Annotated in this window: 8 protein-coding genes; 2 read left to right on the forward strand and 6 right to left on the reverse strand. The window is 35.3% G+C overall.

What is annotated here, in order from left to right; all coding sequences use genetic code 11:
* Positions 1 to 12: 12 nt before the first annotated feature.
* Positions 13 to 4,284 carry a gliding motility-associated C-terminal domain-containing protein gene (locus MK119_RS04850; RefSeq protein ID WP_290671418.1) on the reverse strand — a complete coding sequence of 1,424 codons (4,272 nt, stop codon included), beginning with the start codon at positions 4,282 to 4,284 and terminating at the stop codon, positions 13 to 15.
* Between the two features lie 91 nt (positions 4,285 to 4,375).
* Positions 4,376 to 5,338 carry an endonuclease gene (locus tag MK119_RS04855; protein ID WP_290671420.1) on the reverse strand — a complete coding sequence of 321 codons (963 nt, stop codon included), beginning with the start codon at positions 5,336 to 5,338 and terminating at the stop codon, positions 4,376 to 4,378.
* An 83-nt stretch (positions 5,339 to 5,421) separates the two neighbouring features.
* On the opposite strand from MK119_RS04855, the gene hflX reads away from it, so the two are divergent.
* Entirely contained in the window at positions 5,422 to 6,633 is a 1,212-nt protein-coding gene (gene hflX / locus MK119_RS04860) for a GTPase HflX (RefSeq protein WP_290671422.1), read from the forward strand.
* Between the two features lie 41 nt (positions 6,634 to 6,674).
* On the opposite strand, the gene MK119_RS04865 is transcribed toward hflX, so the two are convergent.
* From MK119_RS04865 to MK119_RS04875, 3 genes are read right to left on the reverse strand one after another with little or no spacing between them, the layout of a single operon-like run.
* Positions 6,675 to 8,009, reverse strand: coding sequence for a hypothetical protein (locus MK119_RS04865; protein WP_290671424.1), 1,335 nt, complete (start codon positions 8,007 to 8,009; stop codon positions 6,675 to 6,677).
* Positions 8,010 to 8,039: 30 nt separating this feature from the next.
* On the reverse strand, positions 8,040 to 8,756 hold the full coding sequence (locus MK119_RS04870; protein WP_290671426.1) for a response regulator transcription factor: 717 nt from the start codon (positions 8,754 to 8,756) through the stop codon (positions 8,040 to 8,042).
* Positions 8,756 to 10,150, reverse strand: coding sequence for a HAMP domain-containing sensor histidine kinase (locus MK119_RS04875; protein WP_290671428.1), 1,395 nt, complete (start codon positions 10,148 to 10,150; stop codon positions 8,756 to 8,758). Before MK119_RS04875 ends, MK119_RS04870 begins: the two co-directional genes overlap by 1 nt.
* 272 nt (positions 10,151 to 10,422) lie before the next feature.
* Here MK119_RS04875 and MK119_RS04880 point away from each other — a divergent pair, with 272 nt between their 5' ends.
* Positions 10,423 to 12,822, forward strand: a complete 2,400-nt coding sequence (locus MK119_RS04880; RefSeq protein ID WP_290671430.1) for a DUF5916 domain-containing protein — start codon at positions 10,423 to 10,425, stop codon at positions 12,820 to 12,822.
* 101 nt (positions 12,823 to 12,923) lie between these two features.
* Here the strand turns inward: MK119_RS04880 and MK119_RS04885 are convergent, their stop codons facing one another.
* On the reverse strand, positions 12,924 to 13,094 hold the full coding sequence (locus tag MK119_RS04885; RefSeq protein WP_290671432.1) for a hypothetical protein: 171 nt from the start codon (positions 13,092 to 13,094) through the stop codon (positions 12,924 to 12,926).
* Positions 13,095 to 13,132 lie beyond the last annotated feature (38 nt).

The following is a 13,132-nucleotide window of genomic DNA, read 5'->3' on the forward strand; positions in this document are numbered from 1 at the left end:
TTTTAGGGAAACCTACTTGTTTAGATAAATCCATCCGTTTTTAGCTTCTCCATTTTCAAGTCTCAATACATAAAAATAAGTTCCTACTGGTAATTCATCATTATCATTTGTTTGACCTCTCCATTCGTTCGTATACTGATTCTTTTGATATACTGAACGACCATGAGAATTAAATATCTCTAATTCCTGTACTCTAAATGCTCGTAAGTCCCATGTATCATTTAAGTTATCTCCATTTGGCGAAATTCCTTGTGGGAATGAACACATAGAGTTGATTACTGTAAATGTTTGTGAACTTGAACAACCTTCAGCAGTTGTAATTGTTACTGTGTATTCTCCATCGTCGGTTGCAATAAATGTTGAACCGTCATTATCAGATGATGAACCACCAGACCACTCATAAGTTACGGTTGCTGGATCATATCCATTATTTAAAGGAGATACAGTAATTGTATACTCATCATTAATACACTCACCTTCTAATCCGATGCTTGCTGGATCAATTTGATCTAATACTACTACCTGGAAGCTTCCAGTTGCGTAGCATCCTGTATCATCATTCGTTAGACGGACATATACAGTTCCTCCGCCACTTGTATATGCTGTAGGATCAGCTAACATTCCTGTTCCTGCTTCTGCATCGGTCATTGATTCATAATACGTAACAGTTATAGGATCAGCAGGATCGTTTGGCAATAATAAATCACCTTCAACAGACGTTAAGTCAAATTCAGCAATATTATCAAGATCTTCATCACATACTTCTAGTGGTCCTGCAGGTCCAACTTCTGGATTTTTCTGTACAGTAACCGTAACATCGTCTGTTAATGTTACCAAAGAACCATCAGCTAATGCATACGTGATAGATGCCGTATAAGTGGTATCTTCTGTTGGAGATACTGTAATATCTGTATCATTACTAATTACGTTTCCATCTGGATCTAACCACTCGAATGTGTAGTTTGGATTTCCGTCTGGCACAAATCTCCATAATTCTTGTTCAGTTACTTCCCAAACTCCGTTATTTCTTCCTGGAGGTGCATATCCTACTGTTCCTCCAGCATTTTGAATACCAACAATTGCAATACCCCCATCATTCCAAGTTGGACAGAATGGCTTCTCGATTAAGATTACATCAATAACATTTGAAGACTCATATAAAATAATCTGTTGCGTTGTCATGATATCATTACATCCAAAGTGTGGTACATCAAAGAATGTTGCTTTAAACTGACGTGTAGGAGCTGTTCCTACTACAGCATATTCGATATAGTGATCTCCAGCTACACCAGGATCAATATCATGGTATGCTCCGTGAATTGCATTATCAGGAACCGCTGGCGTTGGAAGTAAATCTCCTGGCGCAAAGTTCCATGGACAGAATGCTCCAACATCAGCAGGGTCAAATGAAATTAATCCATTCGCTCCAATTGATAGTTGCGTATACGCTGTTCCAAAGTAATAGAAAGTAAATCCTATATCTACAGCAGAAGAATATCTATCATCTAATGTAATAGACGTTGGCTCTCCCGTTAAGTTATCTGGTGGACATTGTAAGTCACTAATAGTATATGTACTTGTATCAGACGTAATAGCACTTGCCATGAATGTAGCAGATAAGTCTGTTGAAGTTACATCACACGTTTGTGATTGGTCATATCCAGCATTGATAATACTACAAGCTTGATCTGGACAGAACGCTTGTGTTTGTGGATCACTTGTTAACACACAGTTTGTATCATCAGTATCTGCTACTGTAAATACCACTGGAGTTGCATTTGGATATGGTCCAAAAGTATATACTCCTTCTGCTGTTACTACTTGTGGTGCACTTCCAAAGTCATCAGTAATTGTGATAGACATTGCGTCGCCTGTAGCTAAGATTTCTACTTCTACTAAGAATTGCTCTCCTTGAGCACAATCTTCAACAACTGTATACGTGGCTGTTGGTTTGAAACATGTTAAACATTCTGCAGTCCATTCCCAAGTGGTTCCGTTTCCAGAAGCACAACTTGTAAATCCACCACTGTTAACTACCATAAAGATATTTCCACCTGTAGATTCAACAATTAATCCTGTTAAATCTCCAGCATTGTTTCCATCAAATAATACAGGACCAGTTGCATCTGATCCATCATAAATAGTGATCGTATCATTATCATCTACGATTGTTCCTGTTAAGAACGAAAGTCTTACTGGGAATCCTGTATCTGAAGTAAATAAGAATGTATTATCGTCGTTGTTTGTATAACAGTGACTCACATTGATTGCTCCGTCAGCACAAACTAAGTTAAATACTTGATTTGGATCAGGTCTAGTAGTGAAACTTTCTTCAATACATCCTGTAGCCAATCCATTTCCGTTGTATGGTAAAATTGTTACGTAGTATGTTGTAGAGTATTCAGTATCTAATGCATACGTGTTTACCAGTCCTACATCTTCTCCGTTTACAATATCTGTTCCTCCTGGAGTTGTTCCTACACTTAAAATATATCCTGCAGGAGAACCGATAGCACTTCCCCAAGTAATATTTTGATCAATTTCAACAGCTGTTGCTCCATCTGTTGGGAATGTTAAGGATACACATGATGGTGGAGCCAATGGATCAATACATCCTACGATGAAATCCCAAGGAGTATATCCTTGTGTTTGACAACTAATAGAACCATCTGGTGTTACTTCTATAATAATACTATCACCTGTTGATTCAAAAGCAAGTCCTGCTAGGTCTCCAGCATTTCCATAACCTGAATATAATAATGTAGTACCGTCAGAATCATAAATATTTAATTCATCCCAGTTGTTTTCTACTTGTCCTGCATTGAAACTTACTGCCAATGTAGAAGTGCCATCAGAACTTCTGTAACTAAAACGAGTAGTTACACCACTTGTATAACAGAAACCTACATTATTAATTGGTGCTGCAGCACAGTCAACTACTTCAAATGGATCGTCTCTAATTGTAAAGCTTTCCTCAGTACATCCTGTTGCGTTTCCGTTTGCGTTATAGGGTGTAATTGTTACATATATAATTGTAGAGAATGGCATTGTTCCTGGATCATATGTATTTACTAATCCAACATCAACAGCATTTGCAATATCTGTTCCTCCAGGTGTTGTTCCCATAGAAACTAAATATCCCGTTGGAGCACCTGTTGCAGTTCCCCATGTAATATCGTCTTCTTCGTTAACATCAATAGAACCATCCGTTGGAGAAGTTAAAGATACACATGTTGGAGGCACTGAGTCATCCACACATGATACTGTAAAGTCCCATGGAGTATATCCTTCTGATTGACATCCAAAGATTCCATCAGACTGGATCATGATTGTAATACTTGGCCCTGAAGATTCAAAAGAAAGTCCTGCCAAATCACCAGCATTTCCATATCCATTATACAATTCAGTAACACCATCAGAATCAAAGATGATTAATTCATCCCAGTTATTCTCTACTTGTCCTGCATTAAATACAACTGCTAAGTTTGAACCATCAGTACTTGCGAAGTTAAACATTGTATTGTCATTATTACCATAACAGAAACCTGTATTATTTACAGGTCCGGCAGCACAATCTACAGGTGTATTTGGATCGTCTTCTGTTGTAAACATAGATTCCGTACATCCTGCACTATTCCCATTAGCATTGTAAGGTGTAATAGTAACATAAATATCCGAAGAATAAGGGAGTGTTCCCGGATCATACGTATTTACTAATCCAGCATCAACCATATTGGCGATATCTGTTCCTCCTGGAGTTGTACCAATAGAAACTAAATATCCTTGTGGTCCACCTGTTGCAGATCCCCAAGTAATATCACTTTCTACATTCACATCAACTTCACCATTCGTTGGTGCTGTTACTGCCACACATGAAGGTGGTTGTGTAGTGTCTACACAGGATATTGTGAAATCCCAAGGTGTGTAATTATTGGTCATACAGTTTACAGAACCGTCAGAAGTAATTCCTATTGTAATGGTATCTCCTGTAGATTCAAAAGAAAGACCTGTTAAATCTCCTCCTGCTCCATAACCATTATAAATTTGAGTTGCTCCGTCAGAGTCGGTAATGATAAGTTCATCCCAGTTATTCTCTACTTGTCCGGCGTTGAAGACGACTGCCAGTGGTGATCCATCACTACTTGTGTATGTGAAGGTCGTTGTATCATTGTTTCCATAACAGAAACCTGTGTTGTTTACAGGTCCAGCAGCACAATCTATTGTCTGCCCATATGATAACACACTGAAAAAGGTCACCATGATCAACAAGGTAATTTTTTTCATAAAAAAGTTGGTTAATAGTTAGTAGCCCTAAAAATAGTAAAAAAATATAAACTTAACTTTACTTTAACACTTTAGTTGAAAAAAATCAAATTTAGTCATTAAATTTTAATCGTATGTAAACAGGAAAATGATCACTATATCCGCCTAAATATTTTCTACCAGCATAGGTTCTGAAAGGATTTCCTTTATACTTCCCTTTCCACTGTGTCAAAAAGTGATTGTCAAAAATATCTGCAGAGGCAAAACTGTGGGTGTTTTTTTTATAATCGAAGAAATTGGTTGTGAAAATTATTTGATCAAACAGGTTCCATTCACCTTTATAATTAAGACTACCTTTATACATAGTCAATAGTTTTTCCATCGGATTGTACAAATCCGTACCCATTAGATATTGTTGTATACTTTCACTAGTTGGATCGTCATTAAAATCACCCATAATGATGATATGAGGATCTTCTTCATCTACTTGGATGTAGTTTATTTTTTCTCTTACCGTTTCTGCAGCTTTGATACGTTTGTGCGCAGTTTCATCTGCTCCATCTCTACGAGAAGACCAATGGTTGACAAATATGTGAATTGGTTCATTATTTAATAAGCCTTTTACATATAATGTATCTCTTGTAAAATCACGATTTCCATCTTCATTATATAATAGTATTGGAATAGATTCTGATTCAAGCACTTCAAAGAAATCCGTTTGATATAATAATCCGACATCTATACCACGTTCATCTGGTGAGTTGTAGTGTACAAAATCATAATTGTATTCTTGAAGTTGTTTAGATTCAATCAGATCACTCAGTACTTTTTTATTTTCTACCTCAGCAACTCCTAATATTACAGGAGCATTGTTAGCTTCGTCTGGCCCTAAGCTTGAGATAGCCGAGCCCAACTTGTAGATTTTCTTTTCGTACCGTTTTGGAGTCCAATTACGATCAGATTCTGGCAAAAAATCATTATCCAGCGCATACTTATCATCTTCTGTATCAAATAAATTCTCAAGATTATAAAATGCCACCGTATGATATTTGCGTTTCGTATTTTTTTTCTCCATAAAATGTACTAAAGTCTGTTTCTGATTATAAAAGTACTAAAATCAATAAAGGAAATGTGTAACTTTGCTTTTTAATTTTATTTATGCTAGAAAAGAAAGCCATTGCGTATGAACGCGCCGTACTTATCGGAGTGATCACTAAAGATCAAGATGAAACCAAATCGAAAGAGTATATGGACGAGCTTGAATTTTTAACGTACACCGCTGGCGGCGAAGTCATAAAACGCTTTACACAGAAGATTGATATTCCAAATCCAAAAACATTTATCGGAACAGGAAAAATGGAAGAAGTAGAACAGTTTGTAAAGTCAAACGAAATTGGTTCAGTGATTTTTGATGACGAATTATCACCTTCGCAACAAAAAAATATAGAACGTTTGCTGAAGTGCAAGATTATTGACAGAACAGGTTTGATCTTAGATATTTTTGCACAACGTGCGAAAACGAGCTATGCGCGTACACAAGTAGAATTAGCGCAATATCAATATTTGCTACCACGATTGACAGGTTTATGGACACACTTGGAACGTCAACGAGGTGGAATTGGAATGCGTGGACCAGGAGAAACAGAGATTGAAACCGATAGACGTATTGTTCGTGATAAAATTGCCTTGTTGCGTAAAAAGATGGTGACCATTGATAAGCAAATGGCAGTACAACGCGGAAATAGAGGCGCATTGATTCGTGTAGCTTTGGTAGGATATACCAATGTTGGAAAATCTACTTTAATGAATGTGGTGAGTAAAAGCGATGTGTTTGCCGAAAACAAATTGTTTGCTACGCTCGATACTACAGTACGAAAAGTTGTGATTGGGAATCTTCCGTTTTTATTAAGTGATACAGTAGGATTCATTCGAAAATTACCTACACAATTGGTTGATTCGTTTAAAAGTACACTTGACGAAGTTAGAGAAGCTGATTTGTTATTACATGTCGTAGATATTTCGCATCCTAATTTTGAAGATCACATTGCTTCGGTAAATCAGATTTTAAGTGAAATTAAAAGTGCTGATAAACCAACGGTCATGGTTTTTAATAAAATTGATGCATATACACACCAAACTATTGCTAGTGACGATTTGGTAACCGAAAAAACCAAAGCGCATTATACTTTAGATGACTGGAAAAAAACATGGATGAATTCGTCTGCAGAAGAAGTGTTATTTATTTCTGCGATTAACAAAGAGAACTTAGACGAGTTTAAACATAAAGTATATAACGTTGTGCGTGAAATTCACGTCACACGTTTTCCGTATAACAATTTCTTGTATCCTGACTATGAAGAGTTCACATAAAACCCATAAAAAAGAGTCTATATAACTAGGCTCTTTTTTATTTATCTATCTTCTTCAATCCAAGTCCCTACAATTCCTTTACTTCCCAAGCTATATCCTAAACGATAGCTTCCTTCTTTTTTCATTTCAATATATTTTCCTGGAGCAGGAATAATACCATTATCTCGAAGAATTGTATTGTACGTCGCCACTAAATTTGACGCTAATTTTTGCCCATTTTGTGTAATTGCATCACCATCAATCAACAACTTTACAGCTTCATCTGTAGAAGCAATATGTCCTCCTTTATATAAATCGTTAAATACCTTTTTGATTTTAGCATTTAAACCAATTATAACGATGTGATCATCTTTTTTGTAAAAGGAAAAATCTGCATTCGATTGGATTCCTGCTTTCCGAAACATGCCTGAGTATTTCTCATATTGTGCTTCAGCAAGTGCTTTTCCGTTAACATACATTTGATCTTTTTCATTGGTAAATGTTACTTCGTTAGTAGATTTAATCAAGTTATCTTTTACCAAAGAAGCTAACAAGCTTTCTTGCACTTCTGGCCAAATCCAATTAAGATTTGAACCAGAAGTTGTTGTTGTATATTTTGTTTTAGGATCGTCTAACAAGCGCTTGATATAACTACTTACACCGCCTTTATGACGTGCTTTTTCTTCCAAGCGTTTTGCTTCACGTTCTACGCGTTTTGCCTCACGTTCAATGCGCTTAGCATCACGCTCTATACGTTTACGATCTTGTTCCATACGTGCTTTTTCACGCTCTACTTCTCTTACTATACGTTTTTCATCGCGCTCTTTTTGTTGTTCTAAATGTTGCAATTCACGTTCGTACTGTCTTTCCAAACGTTCTACTTCACGTTTCATACGTTCTGCTTCTCTTCGTACACGATCTGCTTCACGCTGTACACGCTCACGCTCTACTTTTGAATTGCTCCCTGAAATGATCACTTTCGCGTCATTCCCTAATCCTTTAAATTTTTCTGCTAAATCAGGTGAAGCAACCTCTAAATCAACTGTAATACGTAAACTTTTTTCTGTTAGTTTTACATAATACACTTTTTCGTCATTGCTCCATTTAGAAAATCCACTTCCAACATCCATGTGCTTCACTCCTAGCGTATTTTCAATTAATAATTTCAACTTTGCGTATCTGCTTTTTGGAAAACGCGCTCGCAATTTGTAGTCTTCATCTGTTTGGCTGATTGAAATAGAAGTATTTTCATTACTATTACTACTTCTGGAAGAACTACTATAGCTTGATGAAGAAGTTGAATTTGTTGCTGGCGGCGTTGGCGGCTCTGGTGTTATTTGTGCATTTCCAACCCAAAATGAAAGTATTAAAACGGTTGTTATGAATATTTTTTGCATGTTTTCTAACTTTTTGATGATGTATAATTTTTAATTTGTGACGATTTTAAACGTCAATCCTACGCCACGTGTACTTTCTATGGCAATAGCAGGATCTTTTTTAAAATATTTTCGGAGTCGGCTAATGAATACATCCATGCTTCTTCCAGAAAAGAAATCGTCATTTCCCCAAACATTTTCAAGAACGTCTTCTCGTTTTATCATTTGGTTTTTGTGATCGTAGAAATACTGAATAAGTTGCGCTTCTTTCTCAGTAATTCGCTGTGTTTCTCCATTGAATTTCAATTGATAGTTTACGGTATCAAAAACATATTTCCCAATTGCATATTGTTGTTCGTTTTTTGATGAAATGATTGTTTTTTGCGCTCGTTTCAATATATTTTGTAAGCGTAATACTAAAATATCTGCTTCAAATGGTTTGACGATATAATCGTCGGCTCCGAGTTTTAATCCTCGTATTTTATCTTCTTTCATCTTCTTAGCTGTCAAAAAGATGAAGGGAACTTCTGGATTGTGTTGAATCACTTTTTCTGCCAATGAAAAACCATCTAGCTTCGGCATCATTACATCAAATACGCAAATATCAAATGCATATTCATACTGATGTTCGTCTGCTATAAAAAGTGTGAATGCTTCTTCTCCGTCTTTTGCCCAAGTCACATCAAAATTGTGAATCATTAAGTATTGTTTTAAAATACTTCCGAAATCATAATCGTCTTCTGCGAGTAAAACTTTGGTTTTTTGCATTAGTTAATTGGTATTAATATGGTAAAAGTGGTTCCTTTTTCTATTTCGCTTTGCACCGTAATTTTTCCCTGATGCGCATTTACAATTTGACTCGTATAATATAACCCAAGTCCGAGTCCTTTTACATTGTGTACATTTCCATGGCTTACTCTGTAAAATTTATCAAATATCTGCGCTTGATCTTCTGTGGCAATTCCTACACCATTATCCGTAATTTGAATTTTATATTCATTGCCTTTCAGGGATGTTTCTATAAGAATTTCCGTTTGATCATTTCCGTATTTTACCGCATTTTCTAAAATATTGAAAAGCGCTGTGGTAAAGTGAAACGTATCAATTCGTAACAATACTTCTTCAGTGTATACATTATTGATTATGTTAAGTTGGTGTTGCTGTGTAGACAGCTTAAAGTCAGCTATTAAATCATCAAAATATTCATTATCTACCACCGTATCTTTTGATAATACAATATCATTAGCGCTCAAGCTATTTGTCAATACTTGATCGATCAATTTTTGTAAGCGTGTATTTTGTCGATCTACAATATTTAAGGTATGATCAAAAGCCTCTTCAGAATTACGAATTTCTTTGTTTTTTAAACTTTTGGAAGCTACACCTAAAGTAGCTAAAGGTGTTTTTAATTCATGTGTAATATTGTTGATGAAATCGGTTTTAATCTCAGTAATTTTTTTTTGTTTAATTAATGTTTTTATTGAGTAATAAAACAATCCAACAACAAAAAGAAAGAGCAATACCGAGCATATTAATAAGGTTGCCATTCGGCGATATACGATACTTTTCCAATCCGTAATTTTCATGATGTCTCTCATTTTTAACTCTACATCAAATGTGTTGGTAAAAATGCTATCATTTTCATGGACTACATAATTAAATTCTGTAAACGTACGGGATGTTTTGATGATGTGTGAATCTTCATTTTCAAAGTTTTCTCCTAAAATAGCACCATCTTTTTGTGACGGAATTGGGAAAATAGTATCTGCTTCTTGACCATTAAAAATTACAATGCTTGACACTTCTCGTTTATAACGAATTTTGTACCCTAAATCAATTGCTTTTAATTCTTTATTATAACGTTTCATGTAAGGTATGTTGATACTATCACCTTTTGCATGTAACTTTTGAATTACCTCAACTTTGGTAAGGCGTTTGTTTTTATAATCGCCTAAATTAATCCGTAAATCTTCCGCCAAAACATCTACCAACGAATCCAATTCTGGATGGTTGTCAATATCAGAAATTGCATTGTCTGTTTCTTGTATGAATGCGCGCTTTTTAAGCTGATATGCGCTTTCTACCAAATATGCTTGAATTCCTGACAAAGCAATCAATGTAGCCATAGACGCAATAATTAATATAGTGATTTTATTTTTCATGTATAGGTTGTTGTTGGCGGTAGACTGATTTTACAGTTTCAACATTTCAAAAGTACTAATTCAGGTAGATGCGACCATAAAAAACGACATCGTTAACCGATCATTAACCTAAAAAACACTAAAAATAACTGTATTTACTGAGGTTTCGTTTTTATGTTAACAGAAACTACTCTTAGGTTAAAAAGTACCTTAACTCCTCATTAACTCCGGCTTAACCTGTTTATCAGAACGACTTCTTCACATTTGTAGTGTCAAACCAACTCATCAATCAAATGCTACATTTTACTATTCTTTATACCTGTTTATTATTCAGTATTACTTTATACGCACAACGTTCTATCAAAATTCATAAAGTTTCTTCTCCAATTACTATTGATGGTATTGCCGATGAATCCGATTGGAAACAATATGCAGAAGTTGGAAATTTTACACAAACACGACCTGACAACGGAAAACCTTCCGTCAGAAAAACGGAAATTGCTGTTTTGTATGACGAAAGCTATTTATATGTGTTGGGAATTATGCATGTGGAAAACAAAGATGAAATCAGTAAGCAATTGAGTGCTCGAGACGATACAGGAAACGCAGATATTTTTGCCGTCCAGTTTGATCCTTTTGGAGAAACACGTGAAGGATACGATTTCACCATTACGGCCGCCAATGTACAGACCGATATAAAATTGAGTCAGAATGATGCTTATGCAAATTTTAATGTAGTTTGGGATAGTGCAGTAAAACGTTATGGTGACAAATGGATTGCTGAATTAAAAATTCCTTTCAATAGCATTCGTTTTCCCAAAGAAGCAATGGAAAATTTTAAAATCAATTTTCAAAGAGTTATTACAAAGCTGAACGAAGAATCGTATTGGAGTCCCATAAAACCTGAAGTTGACGGGTATTTGAATCAATTCGGAAAACTTGAAGGCTTACCAAAAATTACACCGCCTTTGAATTTATCATTATTACCTTTTGTTTCTGTAGTAAACGAAAAAAGTCCTGACGGCACAAGCAAAACCAGTTTTAACGGTGGTTTGGATGTAAAGTATGTACATGACAATTCGTATACTTTGGATGTTTCCCTAATTCCTGATTTTAGTCAAGCGTTGTCTGACAATCAAATTTTCAACTTGTCGCCATTTGAAGTACGTTTCAATGAAAATAGACAGTTTTTTATTGAAGGAACCGAGATTTTTGACAAAGGCGGTTATTTATACACACGCAGAATTGGCGGTGTTCCGATTAATAAGGATAATATTTCATTGGCTGAAAACGAAGAAATTGTCAACAATCCGATTACTTCTAACATCATCAATCTTGTGAAGGTTACAGGGAAATCGTCCAAAGGTTTTTCTATTGGAGTGCTCAACGGAATTACCAATAAAAGTGAAGCTACAATTCGAAATACAGAAACAAACGAGTTTAGAAACGCACAAACAAATCCATTCACAAATTACAATGCTTTAGTGCTCGATCAAACTTTAAAAAACAACTCATCAATTACCTTTTTAAACAATTCGGTTTGGCGAAGTGGAAAAGATTATGACAGTAATTTTTCAGCCCTACTATTTCGTGGATACAACAAAAACAGAACGTATTCTGTCTTCCTGAAAAAAGTAGTTTCTCAAAAGTATTTTTCTGATCAAAAAGCCGAATTCGGACATCAGTATTTTGCCTATTTATCAAAAGTGAGTGGCAATTGGACAGGCGGCATTTCGGCAAATTTATACGATGATACATTTGATAATAATGACTTCGGGTTTTTAAATAGAAATAATCAATTTTCAGCACGTGCTAATATCAATTATCAAAACAATAATCCGAAAAAATGGTTCAATCAATATTCCATTGGAATCGATCATTCACAACGTTACTATTACAGTGTATTTGAAAAAGAGTTTGCTTATTACAAGCTTCAAGGAGAAGCAACTTTAAAGAATAACAGTGTGGTTTTTGGTTCGTTTGCCTACATAGAACCGCGAAAAGATTTTTTTGAGCCACGTACCAAAGATCGTCACTTTAACAAACCTCCGCAGTTGGAGTATTTTGTAGAATATCAAACCAACAGAAATAAGAATTTTTCATTTGCAGGTTACACCGTATATGTTAAAACCTTAGACTCTGATATTTTCTCCAATGAATATATAGGCGGTTATGGATTACGCGCGCAATTAGGACAACATTTGTCTTTATATTTTAGTCAAGATATCACTCACATTCCAAGCAATGTTGGTTTTGTAGCACGTGCGAATGAAGATTTGATTTTTGGGAAACGAAGCGTCAAGGAACTAACCAACACCTTTGAAGCTAGTTATGCTGTTTATTCCAAATTAAGTATGAATCTTCGTGTACGTCATTATTGGATTCAGGTAGATTATGATGATCAATTTTCATTAAACACACAAGGTGATTTAGTTCGAAATAATTTTACGATTGACCCGAATGATTTTGACGATAATTTTAACTCGTTTACCATTGATTATATCACGCGATGGCAGTTTGCTCCTGCAAGCGAATTGAGTTTTAATTATAAACTAGGCGCGAATTTATTCAACAATCAAATCAATTCGAGTTATGGTACTAATTTGAAAAACACCTTGCAACAAGACAATAGCAACACCATTTCGTTGAAGTTGACCTATTTTTTGGATGCGAATCAGTTGCTGAAGCTGTGATTTAGACTCTTAGGTTATTAGACTTTTTAGATACATACTTTCTTTGAGTCAAATGTTGTGCTAAAAAAAGCGAACCGAAGTTCGCTCTACCTTTAAAACTATTATTTACATCTACACCAACTCGCAGTATCTCTTGATGGAGCTGGACATTGACAAATTCCATTGAAGAACGTTAGCGTTCGACGGTCAAATCCACCACTTACTGCATCTGCTTGTAGATTAGAAACTGATTTTTTGTTCAAGGTTAACATTTTAATACTAGCTTTTTTCATGGTTTTTAGTTTTTTGAATTTTCTAAAAATACTAAAAA

This window comes from Kordia sp., from assembly GCF_022447245.1.
Lineage (GTDB): Bacteria > Bacteroidota > Bacteroidia > Flavobacteriales > Flavobacteriaceae > Kordia.

Coding starts and splice junctions, on each gene's coding strand:
- MK119_RS04850 (WP_290671418.1), bottom strand. CDS start 4,284: ATGAAAAAAATTACCTTGTTGATCATGGTGACCTTTTTCAGTGTGTTA.
- MK119_RS04855 (WP_290671420.1), bottom strand. CDS start 5,338: ATGGAGAAAAAAAATACGAAACGCAAATATCATACGGTGGCATTTTAT.
- hflX (WP_290671422.1), top strand. CDS start 5,422: ATGCTAGAAAAGAAAGCCATTGCGTATGAACGCGCCGTACTTATCGGA.
- MK119_RS04865 (WP_290671424.1), bottom strand. CDS start 8,009: ATGCAAAAAATATTCATAACAACCGTTTTAATACTTTCATTTTGGGTT.
- MK119_RS04870 (WP_290671426.1), bottom strand. CDS start 8,756: ATGCAAAAAACCAAAGTTTTACTCGCAGAAGACGATTATGATTTCGGA.
- MK119_RS04875 (WP_290671428.1), bottom strand. CDS start 10,150: ATGAAAAATAAAATCACTATATTAATTATTGCGTCTATGGCTACATTG.
- MK119_RS04880 (WP_290671430.1), top strand. CDS start 10,423: ATGCTACATTTTACTATTCTTTATACCTGTTTATTATTCAGTATTACT.
- MK119_RS04885 (WP_290671432.1), bottom strand. CDS start 13,094: ATGAAAAAAGCTAGTATTAAAATGTTAACCTTGAACAAAAAATCAGTT.